17 protein-coding genes are annotated in these 18,114 nt (G+C 31.5%); 10 read left to right on the top strand and 7 right to left on the bottom strand.

Going from position 1 to position 18,114, the window contains the following annotated elements; all coding sequences use genetic code 11:
- Positions 1-3: 3 nt before the first annotated feature.
- Positions 4-1,233, bottom strand: a complete 1,230-nt coding sequence (locus AC4FQ3_RS02670) for an HD domain-containing protein (RefSeq protein WP_491180763.1) — start codon at positions 1,231-1,233, stop codon at positions 4-6.
- Between the two features lie 219 nt (positions 1,234-1,452).
- Between AC4FQ3_RS02670 and porX the strand changes: the two genes are divergently transcribed.
- The 5 genes from porX to AC4FQ3_RS02645 all read left to right on the top strand — a co-directional run bounded on the left by porX (position 1,453) and on the right by AC4FQ3_RS02645 (position 5,807).
- Positions 1,453-3,006 carry a T9SS response regulator signal transducer PorX gene (porX, locus tag AC4FQ3_RS02665; RefSeq protein ID WP_471733318.1) on the top strand — a complete coding sequence of 518 codons (1,554 nt, stop codon included), beginning with the start codon at positions 1,453-1,455 and terminating at the stop codon, positions 3,004-3,006.
- 110 nt (positions 3,007-3,116) lie between these two features.
- On the top strand, positions 3,117-3,524 hold the full coding sequence (gene tsaE / locus AC4FQ3_RS02660) for a tRNA (adenosine(37)-N6)-threonylcarbamoyltransferase complex ATPase subunit type 1 TsaE (protein ID WP_491180762.1): 408 nt from the start codon (positions 3,117-3,119) through the stop codon (positions 3,522-3,524).
- 112 nt (positions 3,525-3,636) lie between these two features.
- Entirely contained in the window at positions 3,637-3,951 is a 315-nt protein-coding gene (locus AC4FQ3_RS02655) for a GNAT family N-acetyltransferase (protein WP_491180761.1), read from the top strand.
- 245 nt (positions 3,952-4,196) lie between these two features.
- Positions 4,197-5,396: an alanine dehydrogenase gene (locus AC4FQ3_RS02650; protein ID WP_042567047.1), complete on the top strand. Its 1,200-nt coding sequence runs from the start codon at positions 4,197-4,199 to the stop codon at positions 5,394-5,396.
- 36 nt (positions 5,397-5,432) lie between these two features.
- Positions 5,433-5,807 (top strand): DUF4258 domain-containing protein, encoded by a 375-nt coding sequence (locus AC4FQ3_RS02645; protein ID WP_302096073.1) that lies wholly within the window; start codon positions 5,433-5,435, stop codon positions 5,805-5,807.
- A gap of 38 nt (positions 5,808-5,845) precedes the next feature.
- Here AC4FQ3_RS02645 and AC4FQ3_RS02640 read toward each other — a convergent pair whose 3' ends face one another.
- Both AC4FQ3_RS02640 and AC4FQ3_RS02635 read right to left on the bottom strand, forming a co-directional pair.
- Positions 5,846-7,552: a CotH family protein gene (locus AC4FQ3_RS02640; protein WP_491180760.1), complete on the bottom strand. Its 1,707-nt coding sequence runs from the start codon at positions 7,550-7,552 to the stop codon at positions 5,846-5,848.
- A 286-nt stretch (positions 7,553-7,838) separates the two neighbouring features.
- Positions 7,839-8,504: a uracil-DNA glycosylase gene (locus AC4FQ3_RS02635; protein ID WP_491180759.1), complete on the bottom strand. Its 666-nt coding sequence runs from the start codon at positions 8,502-8,504 to the stop codon at positions 7,839-7,841.
- A 135-nt stretch (positions 8,505-8,639) separates the two neighbouring features.
- Here AC4FQ3_RS02635 and AC4FQ3_RS02630 point away from each other — a divergent pair, with 135 nt between their 5' ends.
- Together AC4FQ3_RS02630 and AC4FQ3_RS02625 are read left to right on the top strand one after the other, a co-directional pair.
- The gene (locus tag AC4FQ3_RS02630; RefSeq protein ID WP_491180758.1) at positions 8,640-10,805 is read left to right on the top strand and encodes an endonuclease MutS2; all 2,166 of its coding nucleotides are present in this window, start codon (positions 8,640-8,642) and stop codon (positions 10,803-10,805) included.
- A gap of 301 nt (positions 10,806-11,106) precedes the next feature.
- The gene (locus tag AC4FQ3_RS02625) at positions 11,107-11,520 is read left to right on the top strand and encodes a thiol-disulfide oxidoreductase DCC family protein (RefSeq protein WP_491180757.1); all 414 of its coding nucleotides are present in this window, start codon (positions 11,107-11,109) and stop codon (positions 11,518-11,520) included.
- A 194-nt stretch (positions 11,521-11,714) separates the two neighbouring features.
- On the opposite strand, the gene ettA is transcribed toward AC4FQ3_RS02625, so the two are convergent.
- The 3 genes from ettA to holA all read right to left on the bottom strand — a co-directional run bounded on the left by ettA (position 11,715) and on the right by holA (position 14,737).
- A complete protein-coding gene (gene ettA, locus AC4FQ3_RS02620) occupies positions 11,715-13,406 on the bottom strand; it encodes an energy-dependent translational throttle protein EttA (protein WP_042567052.1) in 1,692 nt (563 codons plus the stop codon).
- Positions 13,407-13,482: 76 nt separating this feature from the next.
- Positions 13,483-13,665 (bottom strand): CAL67264 family membrane protein, encoded by a 183-nt coding sequence (locus AC4FQ3_RS02615; RefSeq protein ID WP_035666747.1) that lies wholly within the window; start codon positions 13,663-13,665, stop codon positions 13,483-13,485.
- 67 nt (positions 13,666-13,732) lie between these two features.
- Complete coding sequence (gene holA / locus AC4FQ3_RS02610; protein ID WP_491180756.1) at positions 13,733-14,737, bottom strand: DNA polymerase III subunit delta; 1,005 nt, start codon at positions 14,735-14,737, stop codon at positions 13,733-13,735.
- A gap of 96 nt (positions 14,738-14,833) precedes the next feature.
- Here holA and AC4FQ3_RS02605 point away from each other — a divergent pair, with 96 nt between their 5' ends.
- The 3 genes from AC4FQ3_RS02605 to AC4FQ3_RS02595 are packed head-to-tail and all read left to right on the top strand — an operon-like array spanning position 14,834 to position 17,191.
- The gene (locus tag AC4FQ3_RS02605; protein WP_302096067.1) at positions 14,834-15,286 is read left to right on the top strand and encodes a type I restriction enzyme HsdR N-terminal domain-containing protein; all 453 of its coding nucleotides are present in this window, start codon (positions 14,834-14,836) and stop codon (positions 15,284-15,286) included.
- A 17-nt stretch (positions 15,287-15,303) separates the two neighbouring features.
- On the top strand, positions 15,304-16,323 hold the full coding sequence (locus AC4FQ3_RS02600; protein WP_491180755.1) for a glycosyltransferase family 2 protein: 1,020 nt from the start codon (positions 15,304-15,306) through the stop codon (positions 16,321-16,323).
- 34 nt (positions 16,324-16,357) lie between these two features.
- Positions 16,358-17,191: an OmpA/MotB family protein gene (locus AC4FQ3_RS02595; RefSeq protein WP_042567056.1), complete on the top strand. Its 834-nt coding sequence runs from the start codon at positions 16,358-16,360 to the stop codon at positions 17,189-17,191.
- A 190-nt stretch (positions 17,192-17,381) separates the two neighbouring features.
- On the opposite strand, the gene AC4FQ3_RS02590 is transcribed toward AC4FQ3_RS02595, so the two are convergent.
- Positions 17,382-18,002: an L-threonylcarbamoyladenylate synthase gene (locus AC4FQ3_RS02590; protein ID WP_042567057.1), complete on the bottom strand. Its 621-nt coding sequence runs from the start codon at positions 18,000-18,002 to the stop codon at positions 17,382-17,384.
- Positions 18,003-18,114: the final 112 nt, after the last annotated feature.

Here is an 18,114-nt window from a genome sequence, read left to right as displayed (position 1 = left end):
ATTTTAGATAAGTTGTTTTGGAAAACAGATGTAATATTTTGTGACCAGTTTAGATAACGATTTCAAATTCAACTGATCAGAGGCTTCAACAACGTCTTCAATTGTTTTATCTTTTTTCAAAATTCGTATCGGTTCTGCCTCTTTACTGTATGCCTGGTTTTTTATTTTACCTCTAAAAATAAAATATCCGGCATCTACAGCCGAAATATGATGTTCTTCTGCAAACTCTTCTTTCAAAGATTGGGATTCTTCCATCGGAATCTTTTCTGCACTCAGCTTTATCTTCAATAAATCTCTGTTAATGATCATTTTACTTAATGTAGAAAGTATAAAATCATCTTGTTTTTGCCAGGCTTTTAAAGCGCTAATAATATCAAAATCATCTAATTGAGAGAATAAATCCAATTTTTCAGCATCAAAATTCTCTAATGTAATTTTGTTTTTCATGAAATACAAAAGAGGTTCACTGCAAGGCAAATTCACTCCTTTTAATGTAAGTTCTTTGGCTCTTTTTAAAACCTTCATCAAAATTAATTCGGCAACCAGACTAGTTTTATGCAAATATGCCTGCCAATACATTAATCGTCTTGAAAGCAGAAATTTTTCAACAGAATAAATTCCCTTTTCTTCAATAACCAAAACGCCATCAACAACATTCATCATCTGAATCAAACGTTCAGAATTTACGTTTCCTTCTGCAACTCCGGTATAAAAACTATCACGTTTAAGATAATCCATTCGATCCATATCTAACTGACTTGAAATCAGTTGTAACATAAATTTTCTATGATATTCACCTTTAAAAACCTGAATAGCCAAACTCAATTTACCATCAAATTCATCATTTAACTGATTCATGAATAGCAAGGAAATAGATTCGTGATTTACATCCTCTACAATACTTTTTTCCATGGCGTGCGAAAATGGTCCATGTCCAATATCATGCAGCAAAATAGCAATCAGCAAAGCGCATTCTTCCTCCTGAGAAATTGCAACTCCTTTAAATCGAAGTGTTTCAATAGCTTTTTGCATCAAATGCATACACCCTAAAGCATGATGAAAACGAGTATGATTTGCTCCCGGATATACCAAATAAGACAATCCCATTTGCGAAATACGCCGCAAACGCTGAAAATACGGATGCTGAATTAAATCGTAAATAAGTTCGTTTGGGATGGAAATAAACCCGTAAATGGGGTCGTTAAATATTTTTAATTTATTTATGTGGGTCACTATTTGGTTATTTTTTGGTCAACAAATATAAGTAATTAAGTATAAACAGCTTTGGGTTTTTAACTTAAAAAAATGCGATTTCACCTTATTAATTTCCTTAATTAAAATAGATCTAAAATTAATTTTGAAAAAAAACTGAATTTGTTATTCTGAATTTTATACTATTTTTAATACTTTTTAAGTTCTATACCTTTAAATTGCATTAAAATTAATTTGTTTATGGATAAGATTAAAATACTTTGGGTTGATGATGAAATCGATCTTTTAAAGCCACATATATTATTTCTGGAAAAGAAAAACTACAAAGTAACAACTTGTAATAACGGCCTGGATGCCATAGCTTTATTTGATGAAGACAATTATGATATTGTTTTTTTGGATGAAAATATGCCCGGAATGAGCGGCTTGGAAACCCTTTCTGAAATGAAAGAAAAAAAGTCGGCTATCCCAATGATTATGATCACCAAGAGTGAGGAAGAATATATAATGGAAGAAGCTATTGGTTCTAAAATTGCTGATTATTTGATAAAACCGGTAAATCCAAATCAGATTTTACTGAGTTTAAAGAAAAATCTGGACCATTCAAGATTAATTTCAGAGAAAACTACTTTAGACTATCAAAAAGAATTTAGAAAAATTTCTATGGAATTGGCCATGGTTAATTCTTATGAAGATTGGGTAGAATTATACAAAAAATTGATTTTTTGGGAATTAGAACTTGAAAACATTAACGATCAGGGAATGATTGAAATCCTTGAATCACAGAAAGTTGAAGCCAATTCTCAATTCGGAAAATATATTGAAAGAAATTATGAAGATTGGTTTGAACCAAAAGCCGACAGGCCAATTCAATCTGATAACTTATTTAAAGAACTGGTTGTTCCCGAAATTAAAAAGAAAGACAGACCTGTTTTATTTGTTGTAATTGATAATTTGCGTTACGATCAATGGAAATCTTTTGAAACCGTAGTTGCTAATTATTACAAGTTAGAAAAAGAAGTTCCCTATTTCTCCATACTTCCAACAGCAACACAATATGCCAGAAACTCGATTTTCTCAGGTTTAATGCCTGTTGAAATGGAGAAAAAATTTCCTGAATATTGGAAAAATGATGTTGAAGACGGAGGAAAAAACCTTTATGAAGCCGAATTTTTATCGGCACAATTAAAACGTTTAGGTTTAAATATAAAAGAAGATTATTTTAAGATCACCAATTATGCTGGTGGTAAAAAATTAGCCGAAAACTTTAAAGCCCTAAAAGGCAATGATTTGGTAACTGTGGTTTACAATTTTGTAGATATGTTATCGCACGCCAAAACAGAAATGGATGTTGTAAAAGAGCTCGCTTCTGATGATAAAGCCTATCGCTCGTTGACATTGAGCTGGTTTAAAAACTCACCGTTATTAGAGATTATTCAACAAGCTCAACTTTTGGGTTTCAAATTAATCCTGACTACAGATCACGGAACGATCAATGTAAAAAACCCTTCAAAAGTTGTTGGAGATAAAAATACAAGTTTAAATTTGCGTTACAAAACGGGACGTAGTTTGACTTACGAGCAAAAAGATGTTTATGTAGTCAAAGAACCTAAAAAAATTGGTTTGCCTGCAATAAATATGAGCAGTTCGTTTATTTTTGCCAAAAATGATTTGTTTTTGGCCTATGTAAACAACTATAATCATTATGTAAGTTATTATAAAAACACATATCAGCATGGCGGAATTTCGTTAGAAGAAATGATTATTCCGTTTTTGGTATTCAACCCAAAATAAAAATATAGCTACGAATTTCACTAATTTTCACGAATTGTTTTTTTTATTTCAATGTGAAAAATTTGCGAAAATTAGTGAAATTCGTGGCAAAAAAACACCAAATATAAGCAATGAATATCGTTTTTTCATTAGATCAGATTCAAGAAGTAGCAGAGCAGATTTTAGCTCAAAATCCTAAAAAAATCATTCTTTTTAACGGAGAAATGGGTGTTGGAAAAACTACTCTCATCAAACAATTGTGCAAAAGCTTAGGAGTTGAAGATGCCACAAGCAGCCCGACTTTCTCTTTGGTTAATGAATACTATACCCTTAATAATGATATAGTGTATCATTTTGATTTTTACAGATTAAACAAAGAAACCGAAGCACTTGATATGGGAGTTGATGATTACTTATATTCAGGAAACTGGTGTTTTATTGAATGGTCTGAAAAAATTGCAAATCTAATTCCTGAAGAACATTCTACAGTTACAATTGAGTTATCTGAAGATGGAAAACGAAAGCTTGAAATGGTTTAAAATATTTCACATAGCTTCACAAAGTTTACACAGAGAAACGCAAAAGAATAAAAAAACTTTGTGTGCCTCTGCAAAATCTTAGCGAATCTCCGTGAAACAACATACATATATAATGAACATCCAAAATACCGTAGAAATAATTCCCTTTTCAGAAGATTTAAAAGAACACATCAAAACATTAAACTTTGAATGGCTTAAAAAATATTTTAGAGTTGAAGATCAGGATGAATTAACACTTTCAAATCCGCAGGAAGAAATTATTGATAAAGGCGGAATGATTTTTTTTGCCAAATATAATGATGAAATTTTGGGAACAGTTTCTTTAATGAAAGTTGATGACAAAACTTTCGAATTGAGCAAAATGGCTGTTTCCGATAAAGCACAAGGACTGGGAATTGGAAATAAACTTTTTGGTAACATTCTATAGCTGTCGCAAAAGAAAATAACATCAAAAAACTGCATTTATATTCGAATAGAATCCTGCTTCCGGCGATTCATCTCTATGAAAAATTTGGCTTTGTCGAAGTTCCTTTAGGAAATGTAAATTATGAAAGAGCCGACATCAAAATGGAAAAAATAATTCCTTAATATTAGCTTTTAGTATTAGCAGAAAATTTGCACTAATTTTAAAACTTTTTACGTAATTTGTACCTCTAATTTTTCGCACAACCCATGTCAATAACCTTAACTCCATTTACGAAACAACAATTGTTGCCACAAGAAGAAAAACTTGAAGTTGGCCGATTTAAAAGAGAACTATTCATAGGAATACCTAAGGAAACTAGTTATCAGGAACGTCGTATTTGCCTGACACCGGACGCTGTAAATTCGTTAACATACGAAGGACACCGCGTTATGATCGAGTCAGGAGCCGGAGAAAGTTCAAGTTATTCTGACAAAGAATATAGCGACGCGGGCGCAGAAGTAACAAAAGACACTAAAAAAGTTTTTGGCTGCCCAATGTTGCTTAAAGTTGAGCCGCCTACTCTGGCTGAAATCAAAATGATTAATCCCGAAACGATTATCATTTCTGCTATTCAGTTAAAAACCAAAAAGAAAGAATACTTTGAAGCGTTAGCGCAGAAAAAGATAACAGCACTTGCATTTGAATATATCAAAGATGAAGACGGTTCTTACCCGGCCGTAAAATCTTTAAGCGAAATTGCAGGAACAGCTTCTATCCTAATTGCATCAGAATTAATGATTACAGATGAGTTTGGAAAAGGGCTTTTATTCGGAAATATTACCGGCGTTCCTCCTACCGAAGTTGTAATTTTAGGTGCCGGAACCGTTGGCGAGTTTGCAGCAAAAACAGCAATAGGTCTTGGTGCAAACGTAAAAGTTTTTGATAATTCGATTACAAAATTACGTCGTTTGCAAAATAATTTGAATCAAAGAATTTTTACTTCTACAGTTCAGCAAAAAGCACTATTAAAAGCTTTACGACGTTGCGATGTTGCCATTGGTGCAATGCGCGGTAAAGAACGCTGCCCGATTATTGTTACAGAAACAATGGTAGAGCATATGAAAAAAGGTGCCGTAATTGTAGACGTTAGTATTGATACTGGTGGCTGTTTTGAAACTTCGGAAGTTACTACACACGAAAAACCAACTTTTATAAAGAGTAATGTTTTGCATTATTGCGTGCCAAATATCCCGTCAAGATATTCCAAAACTGCTTCATTATCAATAAGCAACATCTTAACTCCTTACTTACTTCAAATTGCCGAAGAAGGCGGTTTAGAAAGTTCTATCAGATGCAATAAAGGACTTAAAAACGGGGTTTACTTATACCACGGAATCCTAACAAATAAAGCAATTGGCGAATGGTTTGATTTACCGGATAACGATATTAATTTACTTGTATTTTAAAAGAACTTTAATGTACCTTTGCCAAAAAAATTACTCATGAAGTTCGTACATCGTTTTGCTTATTATTTAATTGGTCTTATTATGGGATGCTTTTTTGTAGCCCTTGTTTTTAGCGGAAAAGATACCCGTTGCAATTATTTTCCAAATGCCAGAGTTTTAAATAACTTAAGAACCAAACCTTTTCAATATTCTGATAAAGCAATTCAAACTTTGAACGAAAAATGGGTTGATACCGCAGATGTAAAAAACACATTGACTTACGGAGATGTTGATTTTGACCAAAGTAATGTGCCGTTAAAAAAAGGAAAACTTTATATTATAGAAGGAAAAACAGTTAAGAATCAAGAAATTATTCTAAAAGTAATTAATTACGAAAACAAAGCTGTTTTAGATGAGATTGTTAAAAAGTAAAAAAGAAAGCCAGTTAATAATATAACTGGCTTTCTTTTTTACTTTTCTTTTATAATAGTTTTCACATCAACTTTATTTTCAGAATTGACTATTTTAAGGTAGTAAATTCCCTTGCTTAAATCTTTAATTGAAATTTGATCCTGATTGCCTTCGGATTTTTTTGAGAATATTAATCTTCCTGTACCATCGTATAACGATAAATAATGACTGAGGTTATCAATTGAACTAATGTTAATAATATCCGAAGTTGGATTTGGATAAACTAGAGTTTTAGAAACCTGATCAAATGTTGCTACATCCAACGTATTACAAGTTTCAGAAAATTTAATATCTAAATATGACAATCGGTTGGTTAGCCAATTAGAAATATAATCTATTTCATTTTCATTAGCATTATAATCTGGCCAAGCAAGATGTTCTCTTTCATAAATTCCATTTTCTTTCAGGATTTTATAATTACTTGTAAGCATATCCATTAATTTATCATGAGTAATTAATGTACTTCTTAATTCCTGCCATCTTAAATTTAGCTTTTCACGAAAACCAGCTAACGAACAATCATTTAAAAGACGATCGTAAAGTCCATTAGATAATAAATCATTTGTAATATTTTCATGTTGACCATTCCATATTGTTCCAAAGGTTCCGTCTAAATCCCATGGAACATAGAAATAAGGTTCATTTGCAGTATACTTTGCTATATATAAATTTTTTCCTCTATTGTCTGTAGCTCTAAGTAAATTAAGAAATATAAAATAATCAACTGCATTTTTGAGATCAAATTTAGTTTTATACTCAGCATAAAAATTACTATTTGTCTCATTTATCACGAAATCAACAAATTGATATAAATTACTCCAATCTGTTACTTCTTTTGGATGTTTGTACTCCAGACCACCCCATAATAAGTCATCATTATTATATGGAATTAAAGATGTAAAAGTTGAACTATTTCCCCATTGATCTCCTTTGTAGAGTTCTCCTCTTATATTTCCATTATGTTTTTTTAATTTCAATATTTTTCTATTTACTTTTTCACCAACACAATATATCCCTCTATATTCACCATTTAAAAATAGTTCTGCATATTTCATTTCAATGCCACTTACTACTTCCGGTTCTAAATTCAGGTAATATGGCTCGTGTATCATTTTCCATAAATCATTATTAGTTTTACTATGAAACCTAAGAGATTCATTATACATTGCTTGCAAATTAAAACTATCATCAGAATGCATGCCCAATAAGCTAACATCATGAGTTTCTGTACCATTTTGATCTTCCCAAAATTCAATTTCAAAGGATTTTTTAGGTAAACTTTGTGAGTAAGCTCCTCTAAGTTGTATTCCTATATCAGAAGTTATAATGTTTTGATTGCTCTCAATTAATTTAAAATTACCTAATACATTAGGTTCATTTACAATTTCACTATTAGCAGTAATTGTAATCAAAGGCAATGCGGTAAAATAAAGAATGTATTTTTTGCTATCGCTAGGATTAATTAAACTATATGGAGTCCCTACCTTAATTACACTAACAGGAATTTCAAAATTATAACTAACATCCAATGTTATAGAAGATTTTTCACCTTCCCACGTGGTATTAACATAATTAATATCCATGTTTGTTACAATTAGTGACTTATTGGCGTCAATATTATACTGATTAGAAGGTATAATTATCTCTTGTGCGTAAGAAATATAAAAAGATAAAGAAAAAAAAAGATAAAGTAGTTTTTGTTTCATAGGTGGCATTTAATCAAAAATGCAAAAATAGTTTTAACCACAACAAATCCTAGTTTACACAAAAAAAATACTTAGCCTTTAAAGATATTTTTTACATCTAAAAACAATCTTAAAAAACACAAAATTCTAAAAATCAACACTTTAACTTACAAAAAATAAATTTTTAAAAAAAGTTTTTAAACAATTAATTTAAAAGCTTTTTTCTGATTAAAAATTATTATAAATATCAAAAAAGCAAAAAAAGCAATTAAAATAAGGTTAAAAAACAATTTAGTATCTACGTCTGTTACCATTCAATTTCTTTCATTCCCTTCGATTTCAAAAATTCATTCGTCTGACTAAAATGTCTGTTTCCAAACCAAAATCCTCTGTTTGCACTTAAAGGTGATGGATGTCCAGATTTCAAAATATGATGTTTTGAAGCATCAATCAAAGCCGCTTTCTTTTGAGCAAAACCTCCCCAAAGTAAAAAAACAACATTTTCTTTTTCAGCAGAAATTTGTTTAATAACAGCATCTGTAAATTTTTCCCAGCCTTTTCCCTGATGACTTCCGGCTTCAGCTTGTCGAACTGTTAAAGTTGCGTTTAACAGAAAAACACCCTGATCAGCCCAACGTTCCAGATTACCGGTTTTAGGCATTGCCTTATTTAAATCTTTTTCGATTTCTTTGAAAATATTTTGAAGTGATGGAGGAAAAGTAATATCGTCATTAACCGAAAAACATAATCCATTTGCCTGATTAGGTCCATGATAAGGATCCTGACCTATAATAACAACTTTTACCTGATCAAAATGACAATGATCAAAAGCGGAGAAAATCTGACTGCCTTTTGGATAACAGACCTTGGTTGTATATTCAGATTTCACAAAATCAATTAATTCTTTGAAATACGGTTTTTCAAATTCTTCATTTAAAACCGGTTTCCACGAAGAATGCATTTTTATGTCCATGATAATTTTTATTGCGAATTTCAGAAATTTTTAAGTAAAATCATATTTACAAAGCCATAAAATTTAGGCAATAAGTTTGTCGAATTCAATCATACTATTTTCGTACTTTTGTACGTACTTTATTAAAGGAATTAAATGATTAGTATTACCGAAAAAACATTACAAGATTTACAATTTCCAACAGTTCTCGAAACCATTTCTGCAGGCTGTAATACCGATATTGGAAAAGAAAAAGCTTTACAAATAACACCATTTAGAGATAAAGAAACATTGATGCAGGCTTTAATGCAAACATCAGAATATGTTTCGTCTTTTGAAAATAATAACGCAATTCCGAATCACGGATTTGATGCCATTACGCATGAAATAAAATTTCTGGCAATTGAAGACAGTTTCCTGGAAGTTGGAAGTTTTAGAAAAATTGCAACACTTTCATCAACAGCAAATTTTTTATTGAATTTCCTAAAAAAATTCGACGATTATTATCCTAATTTAAATGCAAGAGCTTCAAGAGTTGAATATACTAAAGATATCGTTACTCTTATTGATGCCATTGTAGACAAATATGGTGAAATAAAAGACAACGCCTCACCTGCACTTTTGAGCATTCGCCAAAATATGAATATCGTTCGCGGTAAAGTAAACCAAAGTTTTGGAGTTGCTCTTACCCACAACAATAGTCTGGGTTATTTAGATGATATCAAAGAAAGCTTCGTGCAAAACCGACGTGTTTTGGCTGTTTTGGCTATGTATCGCCGTAAGGTAAAAGGCTCTATTTTAGGAAGTTCTAAAACAGGAAGCATTGCTTACATCGAACCAGAAGCTACTTTGCAATATTCCAGAGAATTAGCGAATCTTGAATACGAAGAAAAAGAAGAAATTACCCGAATTTTAAAGCAATTATCAAATCAAATTCGACCATTTTTACCAATATTAATTGAATATCAGGAGTTTCTAAGTGATATTGATGTTGTTGCAGGAAAGGCAAAATATGCTAACAGAATCAACGGAATTTTACCAACTATAACTGAAGAAAGAAGATTGTTTTTTAGAGAAGCATATCATCCGATTTTATATCTGAATAACAAACAAAAAAATGAAGTTACGCATCCGCAAACAATTGAATTAAAACAAGATAACCGAATTATTGTAATTTCAGGACCTAATGCGGGAGGAAAAACAATTTCGCTTAAAACCGTTGGCTTATTACAATTGATGTTACAATCAGGAATGTTGATTCCGGTTCATGAAAGAAGTGAAACTTTCTTATTTGATAGGATTTTAACTGATATTGGAGATAATCAATCTATTGAAAATCATTTGAGTACTTATAGTTACCGATTAAAAAACATGAATTATTTCCTGAAGAAATGCAACAAGAAAACCATGTTTTTAATTGATGAATTTGGTACTGGTTCTGATCCTGAATTGGGTGGAGCTTTGGCTGAAATTTTCTTGGAAGAATTTTACCATCGTGAAGCTTTCGGGATTATTACAACGCATTATTCTAATTTGAAGATTTTAGCCAACGAATTGCCTTTTGCTACAAATGCGAATATGATGTTCGATGAAAAGTCTTTGGAACCAATGTACAAATTAGCCCTCGGTCAAGCCGGAAGTTCTTTTACTTTTGAAGTTGCCTTGAAAAATGGAATTCCTTTTGGATTAATTAATCGTGCCAAAAAGAAAATCGAAGTTGGAAAAGTTCGTTTTGACAAAACCATTGCAACACTTCAAAAAGAGCGATCTAAATTGGAGAAAACTTCTATAAATCTTAAAGAAGAAGAAACAAGAGCTCGTGAAGAAAGTAAAAAGATGGAGAACATCAATGTAAAAATCAAACAGAAATTGGAAAGCTATCAGGAATTATATGACAGCAACCAAAAGACAATTTACATTGGTCAGAAAATCGAAGACATTTCAGAGAAATATTTCAACAATAAAAACAAAAAAGAACTTATTGGAGAATTTTTGAAAATCATAGAAATTGAAAATTCAAAACGTAAAAAAGCTACTCCAAAAGAAGCCAAAGCTATAATCGAAAAGAAAAAAGAAGTTATTGCCGAAGTTTCAGTTCAAGTTGAAGAAATCAGAAAAGAGAAAAAAGAAAAGAAACTTAAACCCGTTATCGAAAAACCAAAACCAATTTTAAAAGTTGGCGACAGAGTTAGAATGCTTGACGGAAGATCTGTTGGAAGTATTGATTCTATTGAAAAAAATAAAGCTACAGTCAATTACGGAATTTTTACTTCGAAAGTAAGTTTGGATGAATTGGAATTTGTTGAAGCTGGTAAAAAATAAAATTTTTAGTTTTTCTGTGGCAGTTTTCAGTGTTGAAATGTCAAATTTTACTCAAAAATCAAAATAAGACGATTTAAGAACTGATTTTAAAAAATACGATTTGGAAGATGTAATTTTTTATAAAATTAATTATAAACAGTTTATGGATGTGTTTTTTGATTTGTAGAATTTATAATAATTTTAGTTTTAATAGAATTAATCGATACATTAAAAAAACACAATCTTCTCAGAAATGACAAAAACGTATCCAGCTTTGTCAAAGTTTTAAACTTTGACAAAGCTTTACCTAAAAACATTCAAAATGCAAAACCTTCCACCAAATAAAAAAATAATCCTCTTCGATGGCATTTGCAATTTATGCAACAGTTCAGTTCAGTTTATCATCAAACATGATAAAAAAGATATTTTCCGTTTTGTAGCATTGCAATCAGAATTGGGAATTGAGATTTGTAATTATATTGGCGTTGATCAAACTAAAATTGATAGTGTTATTTTATACAATCCTGGTGTCGCATATTATTATAAATCAACGGCCGCTATTGAAATTGCGGAAGAACTTGGCGGAATTTATAGTTTGATTTCTGTTTTAAAAATATTCCCGGAAAAACTTCGAAACTATATTTATGATTACATTGCTAAAAACCGCTACAAATGGTATGGTAAAAAAGAAAACTGTATGATTCCTACCCCGGAATTAAAGGCAAAGTTTTTATAAAATAATTTACACACATTTTATGTCATTCCGAGGAACGAGGAATCTCCGCAAGTAGCTCGACAAAGATTGAAGAATTTTGGAACGGACTTTCTTGCGGAGATTCCTCGTTCCTCGGAATGACAAGATTGAAAAAAATCCCAAACTCCAGTTTTAAATTGGAATTTGGGATTTTTAATTTAAAAATTCATCAGAAACTATCTAATCAACTTTCTGTATTTCAAACGTTTTGGAGTTAAATCACCACCTAAACGTTTCTTTTTATTTTCTTCGTATTCAGAGAAACCTCCTTCGAAATAATAAACTTCAGAATCTCCTTCGAAAGCTAGAATGTGCGTACAAATTCTGTCTAAGAACCATCTGTCGTGCGAAATAATTACGGCACAACCTGCAAAATTCTCCAAACCTTCTTCAAGGGCACGAAGTGTATTTACATCCAAATCATTCGTTGGCTCATCCAGTAAAAGTACGTTTCCTTCTTCTTTTAAAGTCATTGCAAGGTGCAAACGGTTACGCTCACCACCAGAAAGCATAGATACTTTTTTGTTTTGCTCTCCTCCGCCAAAGTTAAAACGAGATAAATAAGCTCTTGAGTTTACTTGCTTTCCTCCCATCATAATCAATTCCTGACCATCTGCGAAGTTTTCCCAGATTGATTTATTCGGATCAATATTAGAGTGCGACTGATCTACATAAGCGATTTTAACCGTTTCTCCAACAGAAAATTCTCCGCTATCCGTTTTTTGTTCACCCATAATCATTTTAAAAATGGTCGATTTACCAGCACCGTTCGGTCCGATAATTCCAACAATTCCGGCTTGTGGCAAAGTGAAATTTAAATTATCATATAATAATTTATCTCCAAAAGCTTTGGCAACATTTTTTGCTTCAATAACATTCGTACCTAAACGTGGACCATTTGGAATATAGATTTCCAAGTTTTCATCCAGTTGTTTTTGGTCTTCGTTTAATAATTTGTCGTAATTCTGTAAACGTGCTTTTTGCTTTGTCTGACGTCCTTTTGCTCCCTGACGAACCCAGTCTAACTCACGTTCCAACGTTTTTCTACGTTTAGAAGCTACTTTTTCTTCTTGTGCCATACGGCTTGATTTTTGGTCTAACCAGGAAGAATAATTTCCTTTCCAAGGAATACCTTCTCCTCTATCCAACTCTAAAATCCATCCTGCAACATTATCAAGGAAATATCTATCGTGCGTTACCGCAATTACTGTTCCTGCATATTGCGCTAAATGTTGCTCTAACCATAGAACTGACTCAGCATCAAGGTGGTTGGTAGGCTCATCAAGCAACAATACATCAGGCTGTTGCAATAACAAACGACATAAAGCTACACGACGACGCTCACCTCCAGAAAGGTTTTTGATAGGCGTATCACCTTCTGGTGTACGCAATGCATCCATTGCAATTTCTAATTTTGTATCAATTTCCCAAGCGCCAAGAGCATCAATTTTGTCTTGTAAAGCAGCCTGACGATCCATCAACTTATCCATTTTATCAGGATCGGAATAGTTTTCTTCAAGACCGAATAAATCATTAATTTGATTGTATTCTTCTAAAACCGCCATAGTTTCAGCAGCTCCTTCACGAACAATTTCGATAACTGTTTTAGAATCATCAAGAATTGGCTCTTGCTCTAAATATCCTACAGTATAACCAGGTTGAAAAACAACATCTCCCTGATAGTTTTTATCAACTCCTGCAATAATTTTTAATAAAGAAGATTTTCCTGAACCATTAAGTCCTAAAATACCAATTTTAGCACCATAAAAGAAACTCAGGTAAATATTTTTAAGTACTGGTTTGTCTGCTCCCTGATAGGTCTTACTCAATTTCTGCATTGAGAAAATTACTTTCTTATCGTCTGACATTTGTTTGTTTTTATTTTAATTAATTATTTTCTATTGATTGTATATTGCAATTGATTTTTTGCAATTAATATTTTTTTTAGACTCTACCTTTTAATGCATTAAAAACCCAGGCATTAGCAAAAAAACCAACACCTACTGCTACAAATCCCCAGCCAGAAACATCTCTGTATCTAAAAGCGCCAAGACCTATAAGCAACAATCCCATAAGTATCATTATAAAAGTAGCCCATCCTAAAACGGTATTTTTATTCATTCCCATAATTGTGTAATTATTATTTTTAAGTAGTAAAATTTTTAGAAAGGCAAATATCGTGAATTTTAACGGCTTAATTAAATATTTTGTAAAGCATTTCTTTTAGTAAATCTGATTGTGGTAAAGCATTTGCTCCTACTCCTTTACTTTTAACATCTACATCACGCAAAGCCCCAACAATCTGACTCACTTTTCGCATCGGATAATTTTTAATTGCCAAATCATATTCCTTTAAAAAATAAGGATTTACGCCAATTGCCGCCGCTACGTTTTTAGGATTTTTATCTTTAAGTCCATGGTATTTTAAAAGCTGAACAAAAAATCCAAAAACTAGTCCGGTTGTCATTACCAAAGGATATTCTTTGGGATTATGGGCAAAATTTTCTGCAATTTTATAGGCTTTCAATTGATTGCGTTCACCAATTGCTTTTCTCAATTCAAAAACATTGTAATCTTTACTAAAACCAATATTTTCTTCAATATGCTGTGGTGTAATCATCATTCCTTGCGGCAAAATGATCTGAAGTTTCTCCAGTTCATTGTTGATTTTACTTAAATCAGTACCTAAGAATTCTACCAGCATGGCATTTGCTTTTGGGTCAATTGTATATTTTTTTCCTGCAAGTACGCGCTTAATCCAATCACCAACCTGATTTTCGTACAGTTTTTTACTTTCGTAAACAATTCCGTTTTGGGCTAGTAATTTGGTAACTTTTTTACGTTTGTCAAGCGTTTTATATTTGTAGCAAAAAACCAAAACCGTTGTTTCCATCGGATTATTTACATACGATTCAATTTTATCAATTGTTCTGGATAAATCTTGTGCTTCTTTTACTATAACAACTTGACGATCAGCCATCATAGGATAGCGCTTGGCCGTTGAAACTATATCTTCTACAGAAACATCCCTTCCGTATAAAACAGTCTGATTGAATCCTTTCTCTTCTTCAGAAAGTACATTTTGTTCAATATATTCAGATAATTTATCAATATAATAAGGCTCCTCGCCCATTAAAAAATAAATTGGTTTTATATTTCCTGCCTTTATATCATTAACAATTTTTACAACTTCGTCCATTCAAAATTTTGTTTCAGGTTTAAAGTTTCAGGTTTATAGCTTCAATACTTGAAACTTTAAACTTGAAACCTGAAACCATTTTTATATTTTTGCTTTATGTTAAAGCTAAATTTCCCTACTTATACTTTCCGATTCAAAAATAGCGAAAATAAAGTGTCTATTTTTGATGAAATCAGGAAAAAATTTATCATTCTTACTCCCGAAGAATGGGTTCGCCAACATGTTGTTCATTACTTAATGAATGAAAAAAAATACCCAAAATCGCTCATAAACGTAGAGAAAGTTTTAACAATCAATGGATTACGAAAACGATATGATGTTGTAGTATTTAATTCGGATGGTTCTATACATATATTGGTAGAGTGCAAAGCTCCAGAAGTAAAAATATCTCAGGCAACTTTTGATCAAATTGCCCGTTACAATATGACAATGCAGGCACGATTTTTGAAAGTCACAAACGGTCTGACTCATTATTATTGTCAGATGGATTTTGAAAACGAAAAATATGAGTTTTTAAAGTCTTTACCGGATTATAAAGAAATTTACTAAATAATAAAAAAATACTTTTGGATAAAATAGCTGTTGTCATTTTAAATTGGAACGGAGTAAAATTGTTGGAACAATTTTTACCTTCAATAATTCAATTTTCAGAGGAAGCCACTATATATGTTGCAGATAATGCTTCTACAGATAATTCGATAGATTTTGTCAGGCAAAATTTTCCAACAATAAAAATCATAAAAAACAGCGGTAATCACGGTTTTGCAAAAGGCTACAATGATGCCCTTAAAGAGGTAAATGCAGAAATTTATGCCTTAGTTAATTCTGATATTGAAGTAACAGAAAATTGGCTAAAACCTATTATTGATACCTTTGATTCTGAAAAACAAACCGCTATCATTCAGCCTAAAATCCTGGATTTTAAAAACAAGGAATATTTTGAATATGCCGGTGCAGCAGGTGGTTTTATAGACAAATATGGTTTTCCATTTTGTCGTGGAAGAATTTTTGATACGCTTGAGAAAGACAACGGTCAATACGATGATAATTGTGAATTATTCTGGGCATCCGGAGCTTGTTTTTTTATCAGAAAAGAGGTCTATGACGAATTAAAAGGATTTGATGAAACTTTTTTTGCACATCAGGAAGAAATTGATTTATGCTGGCGCGCTGCAAATGAAGGTCATATAATTAAATACAATTCACAATCTGTTGTTTATCATGTTGGAGGTGCTACATTACAACAAGGAAACCCTAAAAAAACATTTTTGAATTTCAGAAATTCACTATTGATGTTAGTCAAAAATTTACCCAAAAAGGGTTTGTTTTTTGTGATTTTCTTCCGAATGATTTTGGATGGTATTGCGGCTATCCGTTTTCTTACACAAGGAAAATTTAAACATACTTTTGCTATTTTAAGAGCTCATTTTTCATTTTATTGTATATCTTTAAAATATTTACGCGAGCGAAAAGATTTTCAGATACAGCAATACTATACCGTAAAAAGTATCGTTTACTTGTATTACATTAAGAAATTGACTGTATTTAAGGAAATCTTTAACAGTAATCAAAATATTAAAAACTAAATTTGTAATCAACGTTTAATTAAATATAATACCTATGAGAAAAATAGTTATCGCACTATCAGTATTAATGGCCTTAACTTCGTGTGTATCGAAAAAGGAATATGCGGCGCTTGAAGCTAAACAAAAAGAGACACAAGATTTATTAAACTCTTGCACAGTTAAATTAAATTCTTGTCTAGAAGAAAAAGCAGGATTAGCAGCAACAGCTGAAAGTTATAAAGCACACAATCAAGACTTAATTAACAGCTCGAAAGATTTAACAGTTTTAACTACAAAAGGTGCTGAAAACCTTGAAAAATCTTTAGAAAGCTTAAAAGAAAAAGATTTAAAAATCTCTAGACTTCAAGATGCGCTTACTAAAAAAGACAGTGTAACTTTAGCATTAGTTACAAGTTTAAAAGGTGCAGTTGGAATCAACGATCCGGATATCGAAATCAATGTTGAAAAAGGAGTTGTATTCATCTCTATCGCTGATAAATTGTTATTTAAAAGTGGAAGTTATGACGTAACTGATGCAGCAAAAGGCGTTTTAGCTAAAGTTGCAAAAGTTGTAAATGACAAACCTGATTTTGAATGTATGGTTGAAGGTCACACAGATAACGTTCCTTACAAAAGCAACGGAGTTTTGTTAGACAACTGGGATTTAAGTGTTAAACGTTCTACTTCTATCGTTCGTGTATTAACAAATGACCTTGGTGTTAACCCTGCAAAATTAATTGCTGCTGGTAGAAGTTCATACATTCCATTAGTTGCAAACGATACTCCTGAAAACAAAGCACGTAACAGAAGAACTCGTATTGTTGTTATGCCAAAAATCGATCAATTCTACGATATGATTGAAAAAGAAATGAAAAAACAAGCTAAATAATCTGGCTTTTCATTTTATAGAATATACAAAAAGCAGGTCAATTGACCTGCTTTTATTTTACTCTTAACTTTTTTTAATAACCAATTAAATGTTAATTAAGAATAGCATTATTTTTAAATTAACTAACTAAATTTTAACTATCCTAAAATTAGTTAAATATTTTAAATAATTATACTATTTCAGTATTTTTTTACAAAATATCGATATCGCCCTTCCCTTCTCTTACAATAACCGGTTCATGTTCGGATAAATCTATAATTGTCGAACCAACATTATCCCCATAACCACCATCAATTACCATATCTACAAGATTTTGCCACTTCTCAAAAATTAACTCAGGATCTGTTGTGTATTCAATTACATCATCTTCATCACGAATAGAAGTCGAAACAATTGGATTTCCTAATTGGCGAACAATTTCCAAAGCAATATTATTATCAGGAACACGAATACCAACAGTAGTTTTCTTTTTAAATTCTTTTGGTAAATTATTATTACCGGGTAAAATAAATGTATAAGGTCCTGGCAAAGCTCTTTTTAAAATTTTAAAAGTAGAAGTATCAATCTGACGCACATAATCTGATAAATTACTCAAGTCATGACAAATGAATGAAAAATTTGCTTTTTCTAACTTCACTCCTTTAATTTTTGCGATTTTCTCCAAAGCACGAGAATTGGTAATATCGCAGCCCAAACCGTAAACAGTATCTGTTGGATAAATTACCAAACCTCCATTTTTAAGCACTTTTACAACCTTTGCAATTGCAGCTTCACTAGGTTTATCAGGATATATTTTTATAAATTCGGCCATTTTTAATTTTGTTTAAAATTTAATTTTGTTTCTGGTTTCAGGTTCAAGTTTATCCAAGTCCGTTTAACCGCAAAGTTCGCAAAGATTTATGCAAAGCACACAAAGCTTTGTG

Source organism: Flavobacterium sp. AK-345, assembly GCF_058310175.1.
The sequence above is the reverse complement of the archived record's forward strand: the minus strand, read 5'-3'. Positions and strand labels throughout refer to the sequence as shown.

Coding starts and splice junctions, on each gene's coding strand:
- porX (WP_471733318.1), top strand. CDS start 1,453: ATGGATAAGATTAAAATACTTTGGGTTGATGATGAAATCGATCTTTTA.
- tsaE (WP_491180762.1), top strand. CDS start 3,117: ATGAATATCGTTTTTTCATTAGATCAGATTCAAGAAGTAGCAGAGCAG.
- AC4FQ3_RS02655 (WP_491180761.1), top strand. CDS start 3,637: ATGAACATCCAAAATACCGTAGAAATAATTCCCTTTTCAGAAGATTTA.
- AC4FQ3_RS02650 (WP_042567047.1), top strand. CDS start 4,197: ATGTCAATAACCTTAACTCCATTTACGAAACAACAATTGTTGCCACAA.
- AC4FQ3_RS02645 (WP_302096073.1), top strand. CDS start 5,433: ATGAAGTTCGTACATCGTTTTGCTTATTATTTAATTGGTCTTATTATG.
- AC4FQ3_RS02640 (WP_491180760.1), bottom strand. CDS start 7,552: ATGAAACAAAAACTACTTTATCTTTTTTTTTCTTTATCTTTTTATATT.
- AC4FQ3_RS02635 (WP_491180759.1), bottom strand. CDS start 8,504: ATGGACATAAAAATGCATTCTTCGTGGAAACCGGTTTTAAATGAAGAA.
- AC4FQ3_RS02630 (WP_491180758.1), top strand. CDS start 8,640: ATGATTAGTATTACCGAAAAAACATTACAAGATTTACAATTTCCAACA.
- AC4FQ3_RS02625 (WP_491180757.1), top strand. CDS start 11,107: ATGCAAAACCTTCCACCAAATAAAAAAATAATCCTCTTCGATGGCATT.
- ettA (WP_042567052.1), bottom strand. CDS start 13,406: ATGTCAGACGATAAGAAAGTAATTTTCTCAATGCAGAAATTGAGTAAG.
- AC4FQ3_RS02615 (WP_035666747.1), bottom strand. CDS start 13,665: ATGGGAATGAATAAAAATACCGTTTTAGGATGGGCTACTTTTATAATG.
- holA (WP_491180756.1), bottom strand. CDS start 14,737: ATGGACGAAGTTGTAAAAATTGTTAATGATATAAAGGCAGGAAATATA.
- AC4FQ3_RS02605 (WP_302096067.1), top strand. CDS start 14,834: ATGTTAAAGCTAAATTTCCCTACTTATACTTTCCGATTCAAAAATAGC.
- AC4FQ3_RS02595 (WP_042567056.1), top strand. CDS start 16,358: ATGAGAAAAATAGTTATCGCACTATCAGTATTAATGGCCTTAACTTCG.
- AC4FQ3_RS02590 (WP_042567057.1), bottom strand. CDS start 18,002: ATGGCCGAATTTATAAAAATATATCCTGATAAACCTAGTGAAGCTGCA.